Source organism: Pseudomonas sp. SIMBA_041, from assembly GCF_046535095.1.
Taxonomy (GTDB): Bacteria; Pseudomonadota; Gammaproteobacteria; order Pseudomonadales; family Pseudomonadaceae; genus Aquipseudomonas; species Aquipseudomonas mucoides.
In genome coordinates this window covers 111,446-134,048 of the sequence record NZ_JAWRXJ010000010.1, presented here as the reverse complement: position 1 = coordinate 134,048, position 22,603 = coordinate 111,446, and the positions used below count along the sequence as shown (strand labels likewise).

At 57.3% G+C, this 22,603-nt stretch carries 20 protein-coding genes and 3 tRNA genes; 3 read left to right on the top strand and 20 right to left on the bottom strand.

The features are described from left to right. Nucleotides 1-236: 236 nt before the first annotated feature. A complete protein-coding gene (gene nadC / locus SB725_RS23370; protein WP_027924468.1) occupies nt 237-1,085 on the top strand; it encodes a carboxylating nicotinate-nucleotide diphosphorylase in 849 nt (282 codons plus the stop codon). An 83-nt stretch (nt 1,086-1,168) separates the two neighbouring features. Here nadC and SB725_RS23365 read toward each other — a convergent pair whose 3' ends face one another. Then, a complete protein-coding gene (locus tag SB725_RS23365; protein WP_027924467.1) occupies nt 1,169-1,474 on the bottom strand; it encodes a DUF6388 family protein in 306 nt (101 codons plus the stop codon). 316 nt (nt 1,475-1,790) lie between these two features. Between SB725_RS23365 and SB725_RS23360 the strand changes: the two genes are divergently transcribed. Beyond that, complete coding sequence (locus SB725_RS23360) at nt 1,791-2,465, top strand: hypothetical protein (RefSeq protein WP_027924466.1); 675 nt, start codon at nt 1,791-1,793, stop codon at nt 2,463-2,465. Between the two features lie 9 nt (nt 2,466-2,474). Here SB725_RS23360 and SB725_RS23355 read toward each other — a convergent pair. The 16 genes from SB725_RS23355 to rlmE all read right to left on the bottom strand — a co-directional run bounded on the left by SB725_RS23355 (nt 2,475) and on the right by rlmE (nt 17,981). Then, nucleotides 2,475-2,550: transfer RNA gene (locus tag SB725_RS23355), tRNA-Thr, on the bottom strand. 131 nt (nt 2,551-2,681) lie between these two features. Next, a complete protein-coding gene (gene pnp, locus SB725_RS23350) occupies nt 2,682-4,787 on the bottom strand; it encodes a polyribonucleotide nucleotidyltransferase (protein WP_027924465.1) in 2,106 nt (701 codons plus the stop codon). Nucleotides 4,788-4,982: 195 nt separating this feature from the next. Then, entirely contained in the window at nt 4,983-5,252 is a 270-nt protein-coding gene (rpsO, locus tag SB725_RS23345; protein ID WP_003176135.1) for a 30S ribosomal protein S15, read from the bottom strand. A gap of 117 nt (nt 5,253-5,369) precedes the next feature. Next, nucleotides 5,370-6,287, bottom strand: a complete 918-nt coding sequence (gene truB / locus SB725_RS23340; RefSeq protein WP_027924464.1) for a tRNA pseudouridine(55) synthase TruB — start codon at nt 6,285-6,287, stop codon at nt 5,370-5,372. Nucleotides 6,288-6,290: 3 nt separating this feature from the next. After that, nucleotides 6,291-6,692, bottom strand: coding sequence for a 30S ribosome-binding factor RbfA (gene rbfA, locus SB725_RS23335; protein ID WP_007942872.1), 402 nt, complete (start codon nt 6,690-6,692; stop codon nt 6,291-6,293). Nucleotides 6,693-6,851: 159 nt separating this feature from the next. Continuing rightward, nucleotides 6,852-9,380, bottom strand: coding sequence for a translation initiation factor IF-2 (gene infB / locus SB725_RS23330; protein ID WP_027924463.1), 2,529 nt, complete (start codon nt 9,378-9,380; stop codon nt 6,852-6,854). A gap of 27 nt (nt 9,381-9,407) precedes the next feature. Then, complete coding sequence (nusA, locus tag SB725_RS23325; RefSeq protein WP_007900474.1) at nt 9,408-10,889, bottom strand: transcription termination factor NusA; 1,482 nt, start codon at nt 10,887-10,889, stop codon at nt 9,408-9,410. A 47-nt stretch (nt 10,890-10,936) separates the two neighbouring features. Then, the gene (gene rimP / locus SB725_RS23320; RefSeq protein WP_010463487.1) at nt 10,937-11,395 is read right to left on the bottom strand and encodes a ribosome maturation factor RimP; all 459 of its coding nucleotides are present in this window, start codon (nt 11,393-11,395) and stop codon (nt 10,937-10,939) included. A 138-nt stretch (nt 11,396-11,533) separates the two neighbouring features. Further along, nucleotides 11,534-11,610: transfer RNA gene (locus SB725_RS23315), tRNA-Met, on the bottom strand. Between the two features lie 96 nt (nt 11,611-11,706). Then, nucleotides 11,707-11,792, bottom strand: a tRNA-Leu gene (locus SB725_RS23310). Between the two features lie 22 nt (nt 11,793-11,814). Continuing rightward, the gene (gene secG, locus SB725_RS23305) at nt 11,815-12,198 is read right to left on the bottom strand and encodes a preprotein translocase subunit SecG (protein WP_017336473.1); all 384 of its coding nucleotides are present in this window, start codon (nt 12,196-12,198) and stop codon (nt 11,815-11,817) included. Between the two features lie 4 nt (nt 12,199-12,202). Next, entirely contained in the window at nt 12,203-12,958 is a 756-nt protein-coding gene (gene tpiA, locus SB725_RS23300; RefSeq protein WP_027924462.1) for a triose-phosphate isomerase, read from the bottom strand. Between the two features lie 66 nt (nt 12,959-13,024). Beyond that, nucleotides 13,025-14,362 (bottom strand): phosphoglucosamine mutase, encoded by a 1,338-nt coding sequence (gene glmM, locus SB725_RS23295; protein ID WP_027924461.1) that lies wholly within the window; start codon nt 14,360-14,362, stop codon nt 13,025-13,027. A 16-nt stretch (nt 14,363-14,378) separates the two neighbouring features. Beyond that, complete coding sequence (gene folP / locus SB725_RS23290; RefSeq protein ID WP_059181636.1) at nt 14,379-15,230, bottom strand: dihydropteroate synthase; 852 nt, start codon at nt 15,228-15,230, stop codon at nt 14,379-14,381. Nucleotides 15,231-15,238: 8 nt separating this feature from the next. Continuing rightward, entirely contained in the window at nt 15,239-17,149 is a 1,911-nt protein-coding gene (gene ftsH, locus SB725_RS23285) for an ATP-dependent zinc metalloprotease FtsH (RefSeq protein WP_032833566.1), read from the bottom strand. 202 nt (nt 17,150-17,351) lie between these two features. After that, complete coding sequence (gene rlmE, locus SB725_RS23280) at nt 17,352-17,981, bottom strand: 23S rRNA (uridine(2552)-2'-O)-methyltransferase RlmE (protein ID WP_027924458.1); 630 nt, start codon at nt 17,979-17,981, stop codon at nt 17,352-17,354. Between the two features lie 101 nt (nt 17,982-18,082). On the opposite strand from rlmE, the gene SB725_RS23275 reads away from it, so the two are divergent. Then, nucleotides 18,083-18,391, top strand: coding sequence for a YhbY family RNA-binding protein (locus SB725_RS23275; RefSeq protein ID WP_007942889.1), 309 nt, complete (start codon nt 18,083-18,085; stop codon nt 18,389-18,391). A gap of 9 nt (nt 18,392-18,400) precedes the next feature. Here the strand turns inward: SB725_RS23275 and SB725_RS23270 are convergent, their stop codons facing one another. From SB725_RS23270 to carB, 3 genes are read right to left on the bottom strand one after another with little or no spacing between them, the layout of a single operon-like run. After that, complete coding sequence (locus SB725_RS23270) at nt 18,401-18,805, bottom strand: MFS transporter (RefSeq protein WP_410922660.1); 405 nt, start codon at nt 18,803-18,805, stop codon at nt 18,401-18,403. A 28-nt stretch (nt 18,806-18,833) separates the two neighbouring features. Further along, nucleotides 18,834-19,310: a transcription elongation factor GreA gene (gene greA / locus SB725_RS23265; RefSeq protein ID WP_027924456.1), complete on the bottom strand. Its 477-nt coding sequence runs from the start codon at nt 19,308-19,310 to the stop codon at nt 18,834-18,836. After that, a complete protein-coding gene (carB, locus tag SB725_RS23260) occupies nt 19,307-22,528 on the bottom strand; it encodes a carbamoyl-phosphate synthase large subunit (RefSeq protein ID WP_410922637.1) in 3,222 nt (1,073 codons plus the stop codon). Before carB ends, greA begins: the two co-directional genes overlap by 4 nt. Between the last annotated feature and the right edge of the window lie 75 nt (nt 22,529-22,603).

Sequence of the window (22,603 nt, the reverse complement as noted above, 5' to 3'; positions counted from 1 at the left end):
ACAATCCGAAAACACGTCAAAGCCATGACGTCAAAAGCAAGGCGGATTATCTTGCAAAAAGCACCTGCTGTGCCAGCAGACTCTTCATCCCCTTCAAATAGACGCAGCGGTCGGGCGCCGACTCAGGCGATAAATCGATCAAATGCAGGCTTCAGCACAAACGGAAAGCCTCTGACTCCTTGGGTTGGCTCATGCCATACCCCTATAATCGGACCACTTTGTTTGTGGAGTCCGTTATGCCGAACCTACGTCTCGCCGACTTGAACGCCGAAATCGAAGCCAACGTACGCCGTGCGTTGCTCGAAGACATCGGCAGCGGCGATATCACCGCACAGTTGATCCCGGCTGAACGCCTGGCAAAAGCCACCATCATCACGCGTGATGCCGCCGTCATTGCCGGCACGGCGTGGGTCGATGCAGTGTTCCGGCAACTGGACCCACGGGTCGCGGTGCATTGGCAGGTGCGTGATGGCGAACGGGTTCAACCCAATCAGGCGCTGTTTCACCTCGAAGGTCCGGCGCGCTCGCTGCTCACGGGCGAACGCAGTGCGCTGAACTTCCTGCAATTGCTGTCGGGCGTGGCCACGCGTGCGCAGCATCTGGCGGACTTCGTCGCCAGCACCCAGGTCAAGTTGCTCGACACCCGAAAAACCCTGCCGGGGCTGCGTCTGGCGCAAAAATACGCCGTGACGTGCGGCGGCTGCCACAACCACCGCATCGGCCTCTACGACGCCTTCCTGATCAAGGAAAACCACATCGCCGCCAGTGGTGGCATCCCTGAAGCCATTAATGCCGCGCACAAGATTGCCCCGGGCAAACCGGTAGAGATCGAAGTGGAAAGTCTCAAGGAACTCAAGGAAGCGCTGGCGGCGGGTGCCGACATCATCATGCTCGATGAGTTGAGCCTGGATGACATGCGTGAAGCGGTGCGCCTGAACGCGGGCAAGGCAAAACTGGAGGCCAGCGGCGGGATCAACGAAAGTACGCTGCTGCCGATCGCGGAAACCGGGGTGGATTACATTTCGATTGGCGCGATGACCAAAGACGTGAGGGCTGTGGACCTGTCGATGCGCCTCAGCCTCTAAAAAGCAGCTACGAGCGGCAAGCTCCAAGTTTCAAGCGGTTTTGCTTTTACTTGCAGCTTACCGCTTGAAACCTGAAGCTGCTCTCAGACCACCAGATTATTCATCTCGCAGTACTCTTCCCACTCCACGCCCAGCACCTCGGCTGCCTCCTTGTGCAGCGCCAGGCGCGCAGCCTCGAACTCTTCCGGGGTCGAGGTGTACTTGAGCGTCAATTCCCACGGCTGCAAGCCCTGTGACTCTGCCTCATCCTCGAACGCCCATTGAATCTGGTCTTTCTGATCGTCGGCCGGCAGGTCCTTGATCTCTTCGGCGAGCTGGGACGAATCCAGCAAGTACTTTTTGAGCGCTTCTTCGTGTCTGGCTTCTTGGGTCAATTCTTTAACGGTCATGTCGTTCTCGCTGATCGGAGGAATGGAAGATGGATCTGGATCATCAAGGATCTCTCTGACGCAAAAAACCGTGTGAAGCCCGGTTTGTCTGGCCTTCAGAACCATTCGGGGATCATCTGAAAACTGCAAGGTGATGCGTGTGCAGGCTCCGAATATAGGACGTTTGGTTGGCGATTTATATGGACTTTTACATCAAATCTACAAAAAAACGCGGAAGGGGCCTTTTTGAAAATATTGTCTCGCGTCGCCGGAACAACGCTATAACGGCAAAGTCATAGCGATGTGCCATATAGGCACTTCACAAGGAAGCCTAGTGATGTCCAGTCTTGCAAAGCGTTCATCTGCCCTTCTCGCAACCAGCACGGCGGCCCTTCTTCTCGGCAGCCTGGCACTGTCCAGTACCGCTCACGCCGGTTTGGAGTTCAGCACCAACAGTTCCAGCTCCAGCGACAAATTCCTCACCTTTCACAATTTGTACGGCAAAGATGTGATGACGAGGAGCGATATCAGTATCGACATGGTGACGCAATTACAGAGCACCGCTAAAACCAACACGACTGACATCGAAAACCTTGAGAAAACCGTCAAGGAGCAAACCAGACTCATCGAAGAACTCAAAAAGAACGCCGGGTCCAGTTCAAGCTCGAGTGCCAGCGAAACGGCTAACCTCAAGCGCACCGTCAGCGAACAGGACAACGCCCTGAAAAAGCTCGCCAGTCAAATGGACGAACTCAAACGCAGTAGCAGTTCGAATTCAGGCTCAAGTTCCAGCTCCAGCGAAGTGAGCGACCTCAAGCGTACGGTCAGTGCACAAGACAGCGAGCTGAAAAGGCTCGCCAGCCAGGTGGAAGACCTCAAGCGCAGTGCCGGATCGAGTTCCAGTTCAAGCTCCAGTGATCTGTCCAGCCTGAAGCGCGAAGTCAGCGATCAGGACAATCAGCTGGATCAGCTCAAACGTACCGTGGATGACCTGAGTAGAAAGGTGAAATAACAGCGGGGATGGTGCCCGAGACAGGAGTCGAACCTGCGACCTTCGCGTTACGAGTGCGCTGCTCTACCAACTGAGCTACACGGGCAGTGGGCTAAACCTAGCACCGGGTTCGAGGGCCAGCAACTTCACACCCTGTTTCGCAGACAAAAAAATGCCCCGCAGTGTTCACTGCGGGGCATTTTTTATAACGTTGAAGCGGTCAGGCGTGGGGAGTGATTAAACGCCCGAAGCCTTGGCGGCTGCTACGTCTTTGATGGACAGCTTGATACGGCCGCGGTTGTCCACGTCCAGTACCAGTACTTCCACTTCCTGGCCTTCTTTCAGGATGTCGGTCACTTTCTCAACGCGAGCGTCGCTCAACATGGAGATGTGAACCAGACCGTCCTTGCCAGGCAGGATGTTGACGAATGCGCCGAAGTCGACGATGCGCTCAACCTTACCCACGTAGATCTTGCCGATTTCAGCTTCTGCGGTGATGCCCAGAACGCGCTGACGTGCTGCTTCAGCCGCTTCTTTGGTTTCGCCGAAGATCTTGATCGAACCGTCGTCTTCGATGTCGATCGAAGCCTTGGTCTCTTCACAGATCGCACGGATGGTCGCGCCACCTTTACCGATGACATCACGGATTTTGTCGGTGTCGATTTTCATCGCGATCATGGTCGGAGCGTTTTCCGACAGTTCGGTACGCGACTGGCCAATGATCTGGTTCATCTGACCGAGGATGTTCAGGCGCGCTTCCAGGGCTTGGCCCAGAGCGATCTCCATGATTTCTTCGGTGATGCCTTTGATCTTGATGTCCATCTGCAGCGCGGTAACACCTTTGGCGGTACCCGCTACTTTGAAGTCCATGTCGCCGAGGTGGTCTTCGTCACCCAGGATGTCGGTCAGGACGGCGAACTTCTCGCCTTCTTTAACCAGACCCATGGCGATACCGGCAACCGGTGCCTTCATTGGAACGCCAGCGTCCATCAAGGCCAGGGAAGCGCCGCAGACCGAAGCCATGGAGCTCGAACCGTTGGACTCGGTGATTTCCGACACAACACGGATGGTGTACGGGAACACGTCGGCAGCAGGCAGCATGGCTGCAATCGAACGACGGGCCAGACGGCCGTGACCGATTTCGCGACGACCAGCGCCACCCATGCGACCACACTCACCTACCGAGAACGGAGGGAAGTTGTAGTGCAGCATGAACGGGTCTTTTTTCTCGCCTTCCAGGGTATCCAGCAGTTGTGCGTCACGGGCGGTGCCCAGTGTTGCAACGACCAGCGCCTGGGTCTCGCCACGGGTGAACAGAGCCGAACCGTGGGTCTTAGGCAGAACACCGACTTCGATGTTCAACGGACGTACGGTCTTGGTGTCGCGACCGTCGATACGTGGCTTGCCGTTTACGATGTTCTCGCGAACGGTGCGGTATTCGATTTCGCCGAATGCTGCTTTGACTTCGCTGGAAGAAGGCTGGCCTTCTTCACCGGACAGCTTGGCAACCACCTGGTCTTTCAGTTCGCCCAGGCGAGCGTAACGGTCGGCCTTGATAGTGATGGTGTAAGCCTGGGAGATCGCGTCGCCGAACTCGGCACGGATAGCGCCCAGCAGAGCGGTGGCTTCTGGCTGCGGAGCCCAGGTCCAGGTCGGCTTGGCAGCTTCAGCGGCCAGTTCTTTAACGGCTTGGATCACAACCTGGAACTCGTCGTGAGCAAACAGTACCGCGCCCAACATCTGGTCTTCGGTCAGCTCTTTGGCTTCCGATTCAACCATCAACACGGCTTCCGAAGTACCGGCAACGACCATGTCCAGGCTCGAAGCTTTCTGTTGTTCGTAAGTCGGGTTCAGCAGGTAACCGGTGCTTTCGTGGAACGCAACGCGGGCAGCGCCGATCGGGCCATCGAAAGGAATGCCGGAGATGGCCAGCGCAGCCGAGGTACCGATCATCGCTGCGATGTCCGGATCGGTCTTCTTGCTGGTGGAAACGACGGTGCAGACAACCTGCACTTCGTTCATGAAGCCTTCTGGGAACAGCGGACGGATCGGACGGTCGATCAGTCGGGAAGTCAGGGTTTCTTTCTCGGAAGGACGGCCTTCGCGCTTGAAGAAACCGCCAGGGATCTTACCGGCAGCGTAAGTCTTTTCCTGGTAGTGAACGGACAGAGGGAAGAAGCCCTTGCCTGGATCGGCTTGCTTGGCACCGACTACGGTCACCAATACGCTGACGTCGTCGTCAACGGTGACCAATACTGCGCCGGAGGCCTGACGGGCGATACGGCCAGTCTCGAGGGTAACGGTCGACTGACCGAACTGGAATTTTTTGATTACCGGGTTCACGGTGTCCTACCTTCTTTTGTGGCTCTTGGGGAACTTGTCTTCTTGCGAAATTCTTGGGCAATGTCGGGAATCGGCCCAACGCTTGTCCAGGGTAAAACGTGTGTCCAGATAAAACTTGAGGCTGGGAGCCTGCCATGCGCCAGCGGGACACCCGCTGACGTACGACAGACAACCAACCTCTAGCGCAATCGCTTATTAGCGACGCAGACCCAGGCGACCGATCAGAGCCTGATAACGACCCAGATCCTTGCCTTTCAGGTAGTCCAGCAGCTTACGACGCTGGTTTACCATGCGGATCAGACCACGACGGGAGTGGTGATCTTTACCGTTGGCCTTGAAGTGACCTTGCAGCTTGTTGATGTTGTGGGTCAGCAGTGCAACTTGCACTTCTGGCGAACCAGTGTCACCAACAGCTTGCTGGTAGTCAGCTACGATTTGAGCTTTTTCTTGAACGTCGAGAGCCATGAGGCAATCCTTTTATCAGGAAACTGTTTCAAAGAAACAGCTTCAACAGGCCAGGGACAAATCCCTGTATCTAAAAATGAGTAGTGACCGTGCCTGTTGACAGCCACCCTCGTCCGGTCATTCTGACCGAATCAGTCGACGTGGCGCGATGCGCCCGTCTTCGCTCACTTCACCGATACCGATGAAGCGACCATTGTGATCCTGTACCCGTACCATGCCGAACTTCGGTGCATCCGGGGCTCGTACCGGCTGGCCGTTAAGCCAGTAGAACGAGCTGTGCTCCGAGAACTGCAACAGCGGCCAATCCAGCAGACCGCTGTCCGATGGCATCAGGAAGCGATCAACCGCTTCATTGCCGCCTTCGGCATGTACCGCTTCCAACTCTTCCAGCGTGACCGTCTGCGCCAGCGTGAAAGGCCCGGCCTGGGTACGTCGCAATTCAGCAACGTAAGCGCCACAACCGAGTTTCTCACCGATATCCTCCACCAGGGTGCGGATATAGGTGCCTTTGCTGCAATCCACTGCAAGCCGCGCAGTATCACCTTCGAAGGCCAGCAATTCCAAGCGCGCAATAGTAACAGAACGCGGTTCGCGCTCCACTACTTCGCCAGCACGGGCCAGCTTGTACAGCGGCTGCCCGTCACGCTTGAGCGCCGAGTACATCGGCGGTATCTGACTGATTTGTCCGCGAAAACCGGGCAAAACAGCTTCGACATCGGCGCGACCAACGGTCACCGGGCGCTCCTGCAAAACTTCCCCCTCGGCATCGGCCGTGGTGGTGGTTTTGCCCAATTGCGCCAGGGTTTCGTAACCCTTGTCGGAGTCGAGCAGGTACTGCGAGAACTTGGTCGCCTCACCGAAGCACAACGGCAAAACGCCGGTGGCCAGCGGATCAAGACTGCCGGTGTGCCCGGCCTTCTCGGCGTTCAGCAACCAGCGAACCTTCTGCAACGCGGCGTTGGAGGTGAACCCCAGCGGCTTGTCGAGCAGGATAATGCCGCTGACGTTTCGACGGATACGTTTGACCTGAGCCACCGATTACTCCTTGGCGTCTTCGGGTTCAGCCGCTACAGGGTGCTGATTGTCTTCAGCCACCGCACGCTCGATCAGGGCCGACAGGTGCGCGCCACGCACGACGCTTTCGTCGTAGTGGAAGTGCAACTGAGGAACGCTGCGCAACTTCATTTCGCGAGCCAACTGCATACGCAGGAAACCGGCGGCGGAGTTGAGCACCTTGATGCTTTGTGCGATGTCTTCGGCATTGTCCTGCCCCATCACGGTGATGAAGATCTTGGCGTGACCGACGTCACGGCTGACTTCAACAGCAGTAATGGTGACCAGGCCGACGCGCGGGTCTTTGACTTCACGACGGATCAGCTGTGCCAGCTCACGCTGCATCTGATCGCCGATACGTTGGGTACGGCTGTATTCTTTTGCCATGTCTTGTTACCTGTTACTGCCCCACGGTGAAACCCGAGGGGTCTGAAAGCGGCAAACGCCCGGCCTGACAAAAGCCAGACCGGGCGTTGCGTTTAGAGTCCTGACGCGGTGCCGCGCATTTGCATGCGGCGGCTTGGCGTGGCCCTTGAAGTGCGCGAGTTAGAGGCTGCGAGCAACCTGAACCTTCTCGAAGACTTCGATCTTGTCACCGACTTTAACGTCGTTGTAGCTCTTCACGCCGATACCGCATTCCATGCCGGCACGTACTTCGGAAGCGTCATCCTTGAAGCGGCGCAGGGATTCCAGCTCGCCTTCGAAGATAACGATGTCTTCACGCAGTACACGGATTGGACGGTTACGGTGAACAACACCTTCGATAACCATGCAACCGGCGATCGCGCCAAACTTCGGCGAACGGAACACGTCACGCACTTCAGCGGTACCCAGGATGTTCTCGCGAACATCGCTGCCCAGCATACCGGTCAGGGCTTTCTTGACGTCTTCGATGATGTCGTAGATCACGTTGTAGTAACGCATATCCAGACCTTCCTGCTCGACGATCTTGCGAGCGCCGGCATCGGCACGCACGTTGAAGCCGAACAGTACAGCGTTGGAAGCCAGTGCCAGGTTGGCGTCGGACTCGGTGATACCACCCACGCCGCCGCCCACAACACGCACTTGCACTTCGTCGTTACCCAGGCCGTTCAAGGCACCGTTCAACGCTTCCAGCGAACCACGGACGTCGGATTTGAGGACGATGTTGAGCGTCTTCTTCTCTTCCTGACCCATGTTCTCGAAGATGTTTTCAAGCTTGCCGGCGTGAGCACGGGCCAGTTTGACTTCGCGGAACTTGCCTTGACGGAACAGAGCCACTTCACGGGCTTTCTTCTCGTCGGCAACCACGCTCATCTCGTCGCCAGCGTCCGGGGTACCGTCCAGGCCGAGGATCTCGACAGGGATGGAAGGACCGGCTTCCTTGATCGGCTTGCCGTTCTCGTCGAGCATGGCACGTACACGGCCATAGTTCGAACCGACCAGCACCATGTCGCCTTGACGCAGGGTACCGTCTTGAACCAGAACGGTTGCAACCGGGCCACGACCTTTGTCGAGACGCGATTCAACCACAACGCCACGGCCAGGAGCCGACGGAGTTGCTTTCAATTCCAGCACTTCGGCTTGCAGCAGAACAGCTTCGAGCAACTCGTCCACGCCAGTACCGACTTTCGCCGAAACCGACACGAACGGGGTGTCGCCGCCCCACTCTTCCGAGGTCACGCCGTGAACCGACAGTTCGCTACGGATGCGATCGAGATCGGCGCCCGGCTTGTCGATTTTGTTCACTGCAACAACCAGCGGAACACCGGCAGCCTTGGCGTGCTGAACGGCTTCAACGGTCTGCGGCATAACGCCGTCGTCCGCTGCAACCACCAGGATCACGATGTCGGTCGCCTTGGCACCACGAGCACGCATTGCGGTAAACGCGGCGTGACCCGGGGTGTCGAGGAAGGTGACCATGCCGCGTTCGGTTTCAACGTGGTATGCACCGATGTGCTGGGTGATACCGCCGGCTTCGCCTGCAGCTACCTTGGCACGACGGATGTAGTCGAGCAGCGAGGTCTTGCCGTGGTCAACGTGGCCCATGACGGTCACGACTGGTGCACGGGAGAACGCTTCACCTTCAAACTTCAGGGACTCGGCCAGGGAATCTTCCAGGGCTGTGTCGCTGACCAGGGTCACTTTGTGGCCCAGCTCTTCAGCAACCAGTTGGGCAGTTTCCTGATCCAGTACCTGGTTGATGGTCGCTGGAGTACCCAGTTTGAACATGAACTTGATGATTTCAGCAGCCTTGACCGACATCTGCTGGGCGAGATCGCCAACAGTGATGGTCTCGCCGATCTTCACTTCGCGCACAACAGGGCCGGTTGGGCTCTGGAAACCGTGGGCGTTGCGTTTCTTCAGCTTGGCCTTGCCGCGACCACCACGACGGAAGCCATCGCTTTCTTCGTCGGTAGTACGTGGCGCAACACGTGGAGCAGGCGCTTTCTCTTTGACCGAAGCACGATGCGGAGCGTTTTTGCGCTCGCCATCGCCACTGCCACGACGATTGTTATCGTCGGCACGTGGTTTGTCCGGACGGCGCTGTTCGTTCTGCTTATTGCGAACGTCAGCAGACGGTGCTGGTGCAGCCGCCACAACCGGCGCGCTTTCACGCACGGGTTCGGCAACTGCAGCAGGCGCTGCAACAGCGTCGGTCGTAGCGTTTTGCGCAGCAGCAGGCTGGCGACGCGCTTCTTCTTCGGCGCGACGCTTGGCTTCTTCTTCAGCCTTCTGACGGGCAGCGTTTTCTACTGCGCGACGTTCTTCCAGTTCGCGTTTGCGCTCGGCTTCGATTTCTTCCGGGCTGCGCTGTACGAAAACTTTCTTTTTGCGGACTTCAACGCTGATGCTTTTGCTGCCAGCAACACGCAGGGTGCTGGTGGTTTTACGCTGCAGCGTGATCTTGCGTGGTTCTTCCACTTTCGCCTTGTGACTGCTTTTCAAGTGAGTCAGCAACGATTGCTTCTCACTGTCAGTCACACTTTCTTCGGCGGCGGTGTGCGGCAGACCTGCCTCACGCATCTGCTGCAACAGGCGCTCTACCGGTGTTTTGACCTCATCGGCCAGTTGTTTCACCGTGACTTGCGTCATGCACTTCTCTCCTCAGGCCGCGCCTAATTACTCGAACCAGTGGGCTCGGGCGGCCATGATCAACTTGCCGGCACGATCATCGTCAATGCCGTCGATGTCGAGCAGGTCGTCAATAGACTGCTCGGCCAGGTCTTCGCGGGTAATTACGCCGCGCACCGCCAGTTCCATCGCCAAATCCTTGTCCATACCCTCAAGCGAGAGCAGGTCTTCGGCCGGATGGGCGTCTGCCAGCTTTTCCTCAGTAGCGATGGCTTTGGTCAACAAACGATCCTTGGCACGAGCGCGAAGCTCGTTGACGGTTTCTTCGTCAAAGCCGTCGATGTTGAGCATTTCTTCCAACGGTACGTAGGCAATCTCTTCCAGGCTGGTGAAGCCTTCATCTACCAGCACCTGTGCCAGGTCTTCGTCGACTTCCAGCTCGTCGATGAAGTTGCGCAGGATGTCGCCGGTTTCTGCTTGCTGCTTAGCCTGGATGTCCGATTCGGTCATCACGTTCAGGGTCCAGCCAGTCAATTGGCTAGCCAGACGCACGTTCTGACCACCACGACCGATGGCCTGAGCCAGATTGTCTGCGCCAACGGCGATGTCCATTGCATGGGCATCTTCGTCAACGATAATTGCTGCAACCTCTGCCGGGGACATGGCATTGATCACGAACTGAGCCGGGTTGTCGTCCCACAGGACGATGTCCACACGCTCACCGCCCAACTCACCCGACACTGCCTGGACGCGCGAACCGCGCATACCGATGCAAGCGCCCTGCGGGTCGATGCGTTTGTCCTTGGAGCGGACCGCGATCTTGGCGCGCGAACCCGGATCACGGGACGCAGCCATTACTTCGATCAGGCCTTCAGCGATTTCCGGCACTTCGATGCGGAACAACTCGATCAGCATTTCCGGCGCGGTACGCGACAGGATCAGCTGCGGGCCGCGGTTCTCGGTGCGGATTTCCTTGAGCAGCGCACGCAGACGCACGCCGACACGGAAGGTTTCGCGAGAGATGATGTCTTCACGAGCCAGCAACGCTTCAGCGTTGTTGCCCAGGTCGACGATCACGTTGTCGCGGGTCACTTTCTTCACGGTGCCGGAGATGATTTCCCCCAGGCGCTCGCGATAGGCGTCAACGACTTGAGCGCGCTCGGCTTCACGAACTTTCTGCACGATGACTTGCTTGGCAGTCTGTGCAGCGATACGGCCGAACTCGATGGATTCGATTTTTTCTTCGACTACATCGCCAACCTTGGCACCAGGATGCGTTTCGGCAACCTTGCTCGGCCAGGTTTCAATGGCCGGATCGTCCAGGTCTGCTTCTTCGACGACCGTCCAGCGACGGAATGTCTCGTAAGCACCGGTGTGGCGATTGATTTCCACACGCAGATCGACTTCGTCCTCAAAACGCTTTTTGGTAGCAGTGGCCAGGGCCAGCTCCAGCGCTTCAAAAATTACGTTTGCCGGTACGCCCTTTTCATTGGATACCGACTCAACAACCAGCAGTACTTCTTTGCTCATCGTACGCCTCGCCTTTCGCAAGCCATTGGATCCGCGGGATCCGCGTCTCAGTCAAAACTGGGAATAATGTTGGCCTTGTCGATCATATCGATCGGCAACAGGAACTCATGGTCTTCTACCTGCACCACGACGTCCTGCTCTTCTACACCGCGCAGAAGGCCCTGAAAGTTGCGTCGTCCTTCAAAAGGCGAGCGCAGCTTGATCTTCACTTGTTCACCGGCAAATTTTGCAAACTGCTCAATAGTGAACAGCGGGCGTTCCATGCCAGGCGAGGAAACTTCAAGGGTGTATTCAACGGCGATCGGATCTTCAACATCCAGGACACCGCTGATCTGACGGCTGACAATGGCGCAATCGTCCACCAGCACACCGCCCTCTTTATCGATATAAACGCGCAACATCGAGTGACGACCTTGAGCCGAAAACTCAATACCCCAGCATTCATAGCCCAGGGCCACGACCACCGGGGCCAACAAGGCCTGCAACTCTTCTAGCTTGCTCGACACCTGAACCCCCTCGTGCATGTATGTGCATGCTATGCAAAATAAAAAAATGGGCGAAACGCCCATCCTTGAAACGCCGTCGAACAGCGGCGTAGAAAGTGTCCAGCTAACAAAAAGCCCCTTAAAAGGGGCTCCTTAAACTGGTTGCGGGGGCCGGATTTGAACCGACGACCTTCGGGTTATGAGCCCGACGAGCTACCAGACTGCTCCACCCCGCGACAAAGCTGGGGCGGAAGTATACGACCGATCCCGAACAGGGTCAATGTAACCTTCCACCTACAAGAAAGCCCGCAACAGCGGGCTCTCCTGATAATTGGTACCGAGAAGGGGACTCGAACCCCTACACCCTATGGGCACAACCACCTCAAGGTTGCGTGTCTACCAATTCCACCACCTCGGCAATACTACGTTTGAAACCCTTCTTACTTTTGCTCTTGAGCTGGAGGTACGTCAGTCGCTGGAGTAGCCGACTTTTGCTCTTGAAGCACCGGTACATCATCAGAAGCCGGTTGTTGCTTTGGAACTTCCAACACCGCTGGGTTTGGCAAACCTACTTGAGTCAGCTGGTGAGCTTTCTCTTTAGCAAAGTAACCTAACCCTAAGCTGGTTATGAAGAAACCTGCGGCAAGTATAGCAGTAAACTTACTAAGAAAGGTAGAGGAACCTTGGCTTCCGAACACAGTATTTGAAGCACCTGCTCCGAAAGACGCGCCAGCATCCGCACCTTTACCCTGCTGCAGCAATACGAGAGCAACTACGCCCAATGCACCCAGCAGATGAAAAACGACTACGACTGTTTCCAGCATTTTTTCAGTTTCCCGCGGCGCGACAGATCGCACCGAACTCATCTGCATTCAGGGAAGCCCCACCAATCAGGCCCCCATCGATATCCGGCATGCCGAACAGTTCGACCGCATTGGCCGCCTTCACGCTGCCGCCGTATAGAAGCCGCACACCTTGTGCGACTTCAGAATTCTTTGCCGCCAACTGCGCGCGAATGGCTGCATGCACATCCTGCGCCTGTTGCGGCGAAGCAGTCAGCCCGGTGCCAATGGCCCAAACCGGCTCGTAAGCGATCACTGCTTTTGCAAATACACCGACACCCAGCTCATCGATGATGCTGTCCAGCTGAGCCGAGACAACTTCAATCGTTTTCCCGGCTTCGCGCTGCTCAAGGGTCTCCCCTATGCACAACACCGGGATCAAGCCAGATGCCTGTGCCGCTGCGAACTTGCGGATCAGCACTGCGTCCTGCTCACCCAATATCTGGCGGCGTTCGGAGTGCCCGACAAGTACCAGGGTACAACCTGCATCCACCAACTGACTCGGCGCAATTTCACCGGTCAATGCGCCTTGCATGGCTTCCACCGCAGAATTCTGCGCGCCGACCGAAATCGACTTGCCCTTCACGCCATCAATCACTTGATTGATGAACAAGCTAGGCGGGAATACCGCTACATCAACACCGCTCGGCAAGGCCAGATGACTAAGGCCGTTAATCAGCTCAGCGACGCTGGCGCGGGTACCGTGCATCTTCCAGTTACCAGCTACCATAGGGCGACGCATGCTGTACCTCGTCGGTCAAAGTGGGCGCAGATGTTACCCAACACAATCAAGGCTGGCAAGCCGAATTCAGGCAGAAACTTCAGTAACGAGTTTTGCCAGCTCTTCGGCGTAACCGCGAACCTGTGTTTCGTCCTCGCCTTCGACCATGACACGCACCAACGGCTCTGTCCCGGACTTGCGCAACAGCACCCGACCACGACCCGCCATCGCCGTGGTAACACGGTCACTGGCTTCCTTGACCGCAGGATGATCGAGCGGACTCGCACCACCGCCAAAACGGACATTGATCAGCACTTGAGGGCACTTTCGCAGCGCTTGACGGGCCTGAGCCAGCCCTTCGGAGCGAGTCTTCAACGCCATCAGCACCTGCAGTGCAGCAATGATCGCATCACCGGTCGTGGTGTGATTGAAGCAAACGATATGCCCCGAGTTCTCACCGCCCACCAGCCAGTTACGCTCAAGCAAGTCAGCGATGACATAGCGATCGCCAACGTTGGCACGCACAAATGGAATAGACAGATCCGCCAGGGCCAATTCCAGCCCCAGGTTACTCATCAACGTGCCGACCACACCGCCTTGCAGCTTGTCGCGCTCATGCAGATCGCGGGCGATGATGTAAAGCAGCTCGTCACCATCAACAATGGCGCCGGTGTGATCGACCATCAGGACACGATCACCGTCACCATCGAACGCGATACCCAGGTCGGCATGTTCGGCCAATACGGCAGCCTGCAACTGACCCATATGGGTAGAACCACAATTGTCGTTGATGTTCAGACCGTTCGGCTGCGCGGACAGCACCACAACGTCAGCACCCAACTCACGGAATACGCTTGGGGCAACCTTGTAGGTCGCACCGTGAGCGCAGTCGATCACGATCTTCAGGCCCGCGAAACTGGTGCCGGTCGGGACGCTGCTTTTGCAAAATTCGATGTAACGACCAGAAGCGTCATTGATGCGCGAGACTTTGCCGATCTTGCTCGACTCAACCACGGTCATCGGGGTGTCGAGCAACTCTTCAATCATCAGCTCGACTTCATCCGGCAGCTTGGTACCCTTTCCGGAGAAGAACTTGATGCCGTTGTCATCGTGAGGATTGTGCGAGGCACTGATCACGATACCGGCTTCAGCGTGAAAGGTACGCGTCAGGTAGGCGATCGCCGGGGTTGGCATCGGCCCCAGAAGCATGACATCAGCACCTGCCGACGTCAGCCCGGCCTCGAGTGCAGATTCAAACATGTAGCCCGAGATCCGGGTGTCCTTGCCGACCAATACCTTGCAAGCGCCCATTTTGCGGAACGCCATACCCGCTGCCCAGCCGAGCTTGAGCATGAAGTCAGGAGTAATCGGGTATTCACCGACACGACCACGAATACCGTCGGTACCAAAGTATTTTTTGCTCATAAGTGCTCCATCATTCTTATTCGGCTGATTCCACCGCGGCGATCATCCGCACTACGTCCACTGTTTCAGCTACATCATGGACGCGCAATATACGCGCCCCGTTGGCTGAAGCCAGCGCTGCGAGTGCAAGACCACCATAAAGTCGCTCACCAACCGGCCGATTCAAGGCCTGACCAATCATGCTCTTTCGCGAAACCCCGACCAACAGGGGCCGCCCCAAGGCATGCAAGGCTTCCATATGCTTAAACAAGCTTAGATTGTGCTGCAAGGTTTTCGCGAAGCCAAAACCCGGATCAAGAATAATCCGCTCCGGCGGAATGCCCGCCAACGCGCATTGAGCCATTCGCTCGGCGAGAAAATCGCCGACTTCCCTGGTGACGTCCTCGTAGTGCGGATTGTCCTGCATGTCGCCCGGCTCACCGAGCATATGCATCAGACACACGGGCAATCCGGTGGCTGCGGCCGCATCCAGGGCACCGTCTCGACGCAGCGAGCGCACATCGTTGATCAACCCCGCCCCCAACCGCGCAGTCTCGCGCATGACCGCTGGAGTGGAGGTATCGACGGAAATGATCACATCCAGTTCGCGATGAATGCGCTCAACGATAGGCGCTACTCGCTCCAACTCCTCAAGCGGCGAAACCGCCCGGGCGCCTGGGCGGGTTGATTCGCCACCAACATCAATCAGTGTCGCACCCGCCAATACCATCGACTCGGCGTGGCGCAGGGCCGCATCGAGCTGGCTGTATCGGCCGCCGTCGGAAAAGGAATCAGGAGTGACATTGAGAATGCCCATGACATGCGTCTGGGCCAAATCAAGAACCCGGTTGCCGCAAGGCAACCGGGTCGAGGACTGAACAGAAGTCATTTCAAACCTTATACGTCAGCAGCCGGACCGCCGATCGGTGTTTCCGGACGCTCGTCCTGCACCACCGGAGGTGTCCCGGAAGTACCGGTACCACCTGACCAGTCACGTGGCTCGCGAGGTGCACGACCGGCCATGATGTCATCGATCTGATCAGCATCGATCGTCTCGTACTTCATCAGGGCATCCGCCATGGCATCAAGCTTGTCGCGGTTGTCCGTGAGGATCTGCTTGGCCGTGCCGTAGCACTGATCAATGATGCTGCGCACTTCAGAGTCGATCAGCTTGGCTGTCTCACCAGAGAAGCTCGCACTCTGACCACCGCCGCCGCGACCGAGGAACACTTCGCCCTCTTCTTCGGCATACATCAACGGACCGAGTTTTTCCGACAGGCCCCACTTGGTCACCATGTTCCGCGCAATCTGACTGGCACGCATGATGTCGTTGGACGCACCGGTGGTGACGCCATCGAAGCCCAAGGTCATTTCTTCAGCGATACGGCCACCATAGAGCGAGCAGATCTGGCTGATCAATGCACGCTTGGACAGGCTGTAACGATCTTCTTCCGGCAGGAACATGGTCACACCCAGCGCACGACCACGCGGAATGATCGAGACCTTGTAGACCGGATCATGCTCTGGCACGACGCGCCCCACGATAGCGTGGCCGGCTTCGTGATAAGCAGTGTTCTGCTTTTCCTTCTCGGACATGACCATCGATTTGCGCTCGGCGCCCATCATGATCTTGTCTTTCGCCAGTTCGAACTCTTTCATTTCGACGATGCGCTTGCCAGCACGTGCGGCGAACAAGGAAGCTTCGTTCACCAGGTTGGCCAGGTCAGCACCGGAGAAACCAGGCGTGCCGCGAGCGATCACCGCTGGAGCAACATCGTCGCCCATTGGCACTTTGCGCATGTGAACTTTAAGAATCTGTTCGCGACCACGAATGTCTGGCAGACCGACCACAACCTGACGGTCAAAACGGCCTGGTCGCAGCAACGCAGGGTCCAAGACGTCCGGACGGTTGGTTGCAGCGATAACGATGATGCCGTCGTTCATTTCGAAGCCGTCCATCTCTACCAGCAACTGGTTGAGAGTCTGCTCGCGTTCATCGTGACCACCGCCCATGCCAGCGCCACGGTGGCGACCAACGGCGTCGATTTCATCGATGAAGATGATGCACGGCGCGTGCTTCTTGGCCTGTTCGAACATATCGCGAACACGGCTGGCACCGACACCGACGAACATCTCAACGAAATCGGAACCGGAGATAGTGAAGAACGGCACTTTCGCTTCGCCGGCAATCGCCTTGGCCAGCAAGGTTTTACCGGTACCCGGAGGACCGACCATCAGCACGCCGCGAGGAATACGACCCCCCAGGCGCTGGAACTTGCCCGGATCACGGAGGAACTCGACCAGTTCGCCGACTTCTTCCTTGGCTTCGTCGCAACCGGCAACGTCAGCCAATGTGGTTTTCACCTGGTCTTCGGAGAGCAGGCGCGCCTTGCTCTTGCCGAAGCTCATCGGCCCGCCCTTGCCGCCTGCACCGCCCTGCATCTGCCGCATGAAGAACATGAACACGGCGATGATCACGAGGATCGGGAAGCTTGCGACCAGGAGTTGAGTCCAGATGCTTTGCTGCTCAGGCTGCTTGCCTTCGACCACGACGTGGTTGTCCACGAGGTCGCCGATCAGACCGTTGTCCTGGATAGCCGGACGAATGGTCTTGAAGCTGTCGCCATCGTTGCGCTTACCGGTAATCACGTAGCCGTCAACCGCTACGCGCTCGACCTTGCCATCCTTGACCTGCTGGATGAAGTCGGAATAGTTGAGGGTCTGCGGCTCGTTAGGGCTGGAGAAGTTGTTCATCACCGTCACCAGGACAGCCGCGATGATCAACCACAGGATCAGATTCTTTGCCATATCGTTCAATTAACTACCCTCTGAAGCAAGCTCCGCTAATGGCGCGCGCTTCGCATGATATTCACCGGCCTAACTTACTACATTACCTACGGCTCTGGCAGGCGCCGTCTGTAACCCTTTGTGAAACACTTTCTACACAATATTCGCTAATGCTCACGGGGCGAAATACGAAAAACCTATCGCCCCGCCAAAAAACCTCGTTTTACTCACTCCGCCCGCGGTAACCCCAAGCCAGCATGTATTGCTCGCGGGAACTGCCTCGAGACGAGTCTGGCTTGATCATCTGGATCTTGTCGAATTTCCGACGAGTATCCTTCAGGTAAACATCAAACCCTTCGCCTTGAAAAATCTTGATCACGAAATTACCACCCGGCTTGAGTATCCGTTCCGCCAAATCAAGCGCCAGCTCGCAAAGGAACATGGCTTTTGGCATGTCCACTTCAGGCGTACCACTCATATTGGGGGCCATATCGGAAATCACAAGGTCCACCTGCGAATTACCCACGGCTTCAAGGATCCGCGCGAGCACTTCGTCCTCGGTGAAGTCACCCTGGATGAAAGTCACGTCCGGAATGCTGTCCATCTCCAGAATGTCCGAGGCGATCAGACGCCCCTCACCACCGATCAGACGGCTAGTCACCTGCGACCACCCCCCGGGCGCTGCACCCAGGTCGACCACGCTCATGCCGGGACGGATCAGCTTGTATTTCTCCTGGACCTCCAGAAGTTTGTAACTCGCACGCGAGCGGTAGCCATCCTTCTGCGCCTGCTTCACATAGGGATCGTTGACATGTCTTTTCAGCCAACCAAGGCTTGTCTTGGAACGCGCCATTGGGCACCTCGATGATAAGGGTCGTGATTAGTTGGGCGGATCCACGAGCCCTCGGGTAAAATGGCCGCCATTTTACAGAATCCAGACGAAAGGGTCAGATTATGCCGCTCACTCAAGAGCAGAAGAAACAGTACAAATCCATTGGCCACCATCTGAAACCAGTTTTGATTGTGGCTGACAACGGTTTGACTGAAGGTGTGTTAGCCGAACTTGAACGCGCTTTGGCGGATCACGAGCTGATTAAAATCAAGCTCAACATCCTCGATCGCGAATCGCGCCTGGCGTCCATTGCAGAACTCTGCAAGGTCGGCAAAGCGGATTTGGTTCAAGTCATCGGCAAGATGGCACTGATTTACCGCAAGAACTTCAGCGTCAACAAGCAGCTGTCGAACGTCCATCGCTTCAAGTGATGGCAAGGGTCAAGGGTGTGCTTCGCGCACCCTGCCACTCCATCCCGGCAACGGCTGCAACACCAGCACCAGCCCTGAAAAACCCAGAACCAGATAGCTGAACACCTGCCAACGTACCGCCTCCGGCCAACCAAGGCGCACCACGAAAAACATCGCGCACGCATACAGCGCCATCAGCAGCAGTTGCCCACGAATATCGCGCCACAGACTGGCAAGGCCATCGGCCTGTACCAGCACCAAAGCCTGAAAAATCACACACGCTGCGGCAAATCCCACCACCAGCGCATTCAGCATGCCTGCAATTTCGTCGATCAGCAGCGGCGCCAGACCTATTTGGCCCAGCGCCGGCACCAGACCGATGTGTAACAGCCACAAGCCGCCAACCCACAACATCTGAGTCAGCTGCCAAACCATGGCGCCCGCACGCAGCGGACGCAGGCTTTTAGATGTGGCGGACTTCGACAATCTCGTACTCGATCACGCCACTCGGCGTTTTCACGGCAACCACATCCCCCTCTTCCTTGGCAATCAAGGCGCGGGCCAGCGGTGAACCGACGGAAATCTTGCCGAGTTTGAAATCAGCCTCGTCCTCACCCACGATGTGGTAGGTGACGCTTTCATCAGTCTCGACGTTGGCGATTTCAACGGTCGTGCCGAAAATCACTTTGCCAGTGTGAGGAATGGTCGTGACGTCAATGATGACCTGATTCTGAATCCGGCCTTCGATGTCACGAATCCGCGCCTCAACCATCCCTTGCTGCTCACGAGCAGCGTGGTATTCGGCGTTTTCCTTCAAGTCACCCAACTCGCGGGCCGTGCCGATGTCCTGGCTGAGCTTCGGACGAACGACCTTGGTCAGGTGAGCGTGTTCTTCTTCCAGGGCTTTCGCGCCCTGGACGGTCATTGGGTATTTGATCATGCCTTCAATCCTGCGTGTAGATCCTGCAAGCGGCGCACGGTCTTCTCGGGACCGAACTTCAGCGCTTCGCAAATGGCTTCGCCAGCAGCAATAGTCGTGGTGCAGTAGATCTTGTGCTGCAGGGCATTACGACGAATGGAGTACGAGTCGGCAATCGACTGGCGACCCTCGGTGGTGTTGATGATCAGGGTGACTTCGTCATTCTTGATCATGTCGACCACGTGCGGACGACCTTCGGTCACCTTGTTCACACGGCGCACTTTCAGGCCTGCGGCTTCGATCAGCTTGGCAGTACCGGCAGTGGCGACCACTTCGAAACCCAAGTTGATCAGATCACGAGCGACGCCTGCAACCAGTGGCTTGTCGTCGTCGCGAACGCTGATGAACGCGGTACCGCCAGTCGGCAGCACTTCGCTGGCGCCCATCTGGGCCTTGGCGAATGCTTCACCAAAGGTGTCGCCCACGCCCATCACTTCACCGGTGGACTTCATCTCTGGGCCCAGGATCGGGTCCACACCAGGGAATTTGGCGAATGGGAATACCGCCTCTTTCACGCTGTAGAAGTTCGGGATGATTTCTTTGGTGAAACCGATTTCCTTCAGGGTTTTACCGGCCATGACGCGAGCCGCGATCATTGCCAGGGAAACACCGATGCACTTCGATACGAACGGTACGGTACGGGAAGCACGCGGGTTGACTTCGATGACGTAGATGTCTTCGCCTTGCAGCGCCAACTGAACGTTCATCAGGCCGACCACGCCCAGCTCCAGGGCCATTTTCTTGACCTGTTCGCGCATCTCGTCCTGGATGTGGCCAGGCAGCGAGTACGGCGGCAGGGAGCACGCGGAGTCACCGGAGTGAACGCCTGCCTGCTCGATGTGTTGCATGATCGCGCCGATCACCACGTCAGTGCCGTCGCAGACCGCATCCACGTCCATTTCGATGGCGCAGTTGAGGAAGTGGTCGAGCAGCACAGGGCTGTCGTTCGACACTTTCACCGCGTCACGCAGGTAACGCTTCAGCTCTTCTTCTTCGTAAACGATTTCCATCGCACGACCGCCCAGTACATAGGACGGACGAACCACCAGCGGGTAGCCGATCTTGGCAGCAGCACGAATCGCTTCGTCTTCGCTGCGCACGGTGGCGTTTGGCGGCTGACGCAGGTTCAGGCGCTCGACCATTTGCTGGAAACGCTCACGATCTTCGGCGCGGTCGATGGCGTCAGGGCTGGTGCCGATGATTGGCACGCCGGCTTCTTCCAGAGCGCGAGCCAGTTTCAACGGAGTCTGGCCGCCGTATTGGACGATCACGCCTTTGGGCTTCTCGACTCGGCAGATTTCCAGCACGTCTTCCAGGGTCACTGGCTCGAAGTACAGGCGATCGGAGGTGTCGTAATCAGTGGATACGGTTTCCGGGTTGCAGTTGACCATGATGGTCTCGTAACCGTCTTCGCGCAGAGCCAATGCCGCGTGTACGCAGCAGTAGTCGAACTCGATACCCTGGCCGATACGGTTTGGACCGCCGCCGAGGATCATGATCTTGTCGCGGCCCGATGGCGCGGCTTCGCACTCTTCCTCGTAAGTCGAGTACATGTAGGCGGTGTCGGTGGCGAACTCGGCCGCGCAGGTGTCAACGCGCTTGTAGACCGGGTAAACCTCGAGCTTGTGACGGTGGCGACGCAACGCCTTCTCGGTCACGCCCAGCAGCTTGGCCAGACGCATGTCGGAGAAGCCTTTGCGCTTGAGGCGGAACATCACGTCGCGGTCGATGCTGGCCAGACCCAGGGTCTTGACCTTCTCTTCTTCCTTGATCAGATCTTCGATCTGCACCAGGAACCACGGGTCGATCATGTTCATGCCGAAGATGTCTTTGACCGACAGACCGGCGCGGAAGGCATCAGCCACGTACCAGATACGCTCGGCGCCCGGCACAGTCAGTTCGCGCTTGAGCACGCTCATGCTTTCCGGGTTGCTCAGGTCGAGCTTCTCGTCCAGGCCGCAAACGCCCACTTCCAGACCGCGAAGGGCTTTCTGCAGGGATTCCTGGAAGGTCCGGCCGATGGCCATGACTTCACCGACCGACTTCATTTGAGTGGTCAGGCGTGCGTCGGCTTTCGGGAATTTCTCGAAGGCGAAACGTGGCAGCTTGGTCACGACGTAGTCGATGGACGGCTCGAAGGACGCAGGCGTAGCGCCGCCGGTGATTTCGTTCGACAGTTCGTCGAGGGTGTAGCCGATCGCCAGCTTGGCAGCGATACGCGCAATCGGGAAACCAGTGGCTTTCGAGGCCAGCGCTGAAGAGCGGGAAACACGCGGGTTCATCTCGATCACGACCATACGGCCAGTGTCCGGGCAGATGCCGAACTGAACGTTAGAGCCGCCGGTTTCCACGCCGATCTCACGCAGTACCGCCAACGAGGCGTTACGCATGATCTGGTATTCCTTGTCCGTCAAGGTCTGTGCTGGCGCAACAGTGATCGAGTCACCAGTGTGCACGCCCATCGGGTCAAAGTTTTCGATGGAGCAGACGATGATGCAGTTGTCCTTCTTATCGCGGACAACCTCCATCTCGTACTCTTTCCAGCCGATCAGGGATTCGTCGATCAGCAGCTCTTTGGTTGGCGACAGGTCCAGACCACGGGCGCAGATTTCTTCGAATTCTTCACGGTTGTAAGCAATACCGCCACCGGTGCCACCCATGGTGAAGGACGGACGGATGATGCACGGGAAGCCCAGGCGTTCGAGAACGGCGTTGGCTTCTTCCATGCTGTGGGCGATACCCGAACGCGGGCAGTCCAGGCCGATGGATTTCATCGCCTTGTCGAAGCGCGAACGGTCTTCAGCCTTGTCGATGGTGTCCGCATTGGCGCCGATCATCTCTACGCCGAACTTCTCCAGAACGCCTTCGCGCTCCAGGTCCAGTGCACAGTTCAGAGCGGTCTGGCCACCCATGGTTGGCAGCAGCGCGTCCGGACGCTCTTTCTCGATGATCTTGGCAACGGTCTGCCATTTGATCGGCTCGATGTAGGTGGCGTCGGCCATGTCCGGGTCGGTCATGATGGTCGCCGGGTTGGAGTTCACCAGGATGACGCGGTAACCCTCTTCGCGCAGGGCTTTACAGGCCTGGGCGCCGGAGTAGTCGAATTCGCAGGCCTGGCCGATAACGATCGGGCCAGCGCCGAGAATCAGGATGCTTTTAATGTCTGTACGTTTTGGCATGGGTTTGTCACTCAAATCCGCAGGTCAGTCGGCAAGCCGTCTTGTTCAATCTTTGAAGCCTTGAGGGGGCCGCCG

Bases quoted from the DNA above. Each gene is read 5' to 3' on its own strand.
- rpsO (WP_003176135.1), bottom strand. From the start codon at position 5,252: ATGGCTCTCGACGTTCAAGAAAAAGCTCAAATCGTAGCTGACTACCAG.
- carB (WP_410922637.1), bottom strand. From the start codon at position 22,528: ATGCCAAAACGTACAGACATTAAAAGCATCCTGATTCTCGGCGCTGGC.
- tpiA (WP_027924462.1), bottom strand. From the start codon at position 12,958: ATGCGTCGCCCTATGGTAGCTGGTAACTGGAAGATGCACGGTACCCGC.
- nusA (WP_007900474.1), bottom strand. From the start codon at position 10,889: ATGAGCAAAGAAGTACTGCTGGTTGTTGAGTCGGTATCCAATGAAAAG.
- SB725_RS23360 (WP_027924466.1), top strand. From the start codon at position 1,791: ATGTCCAGTCTTGCAAAGCGTTCATCTGCCCTTCTCGCAACCAGCACG.
- nadC (WP_027924468.1), top strand. From the start codon at position 237: ATGCCGAACCTACGTCTCGCCGACTTGAACGCCGAAATCGAAGCCAAC.
- SB725_RS23275 (WP_007942889.1), top strand. From the start codon at position 18,083: ATGCCGCTCACTCAAGAGCAGAAGAAACAGTACAAATCCATTGGCCAC.
- folP (WP_059181636.1), bottom strand. From the start codon at position 15,230: ATGACTTCTGTTCAGTCCTCGACCCGGTTGCCTTGCGGCAACCGGGTT.
- infB (WP_027924463.1), bottom strand. From the start codon at position 9,380: ATGACGCAAGTCACGGTGAAACAACTGGCCGATGAGGTCAAAACACCG.
- rbfA (WP_007942872.1), bottom strand. From the start codon at position 6,692: ATGGCAAAAGAATACAGCCGTACCCAACGTATCGGCGATCAGATGCAG.
- SB725_RS23270 (WP_410922660.1), bottom strand. From the start codon at position 18,805: ATGGTTTGGCAGCTGACTCAGATGTTGTGGGTTGGCGGCTTGTGGCTG.
- secG (WP_017336473.1), bottom strand. From the start codon at position 12,198: ATGCTGGAAACAGTCGTAGTCGTTTTTCATCTGCTGGGTGCATTGGGC.
- glmM (WP_027924461.1), bottom strand. From the start codon at position 14,362: ATGAGCAAAAAATACTTTGGTACCGACGGTATTCGTGGTCGTGTCGGT.
- greA (WP_027924456.1), bottom strand. From the start codon at position 19,310: ATGATCAAATACCCAATGACCGTCCAGGGCGCGAAAGCCCTGGAAGAA.
- SB725_RS23365 (WP_027924467.1), bottom strand. From the start codon at position 1,474: ATGACCGTTAAAGAATTGACCCAAGAAGCCAGACACGAAGAAGCGCTC.
- ftsH (WP_032833566.1), bottom strand. From the start codon at position 17,149: ATGGCAAAGAATCTGATCCTGTGGTTGATCATCGCGGCTGTCCTGGTG.
- rlmE (WP_027924458.1), bottom strand. From the start codon at position 17,981: ATGGCGCGTTCCAAGACAAGCCTTGGTTGGCTGAAAAGACATGTCAAC.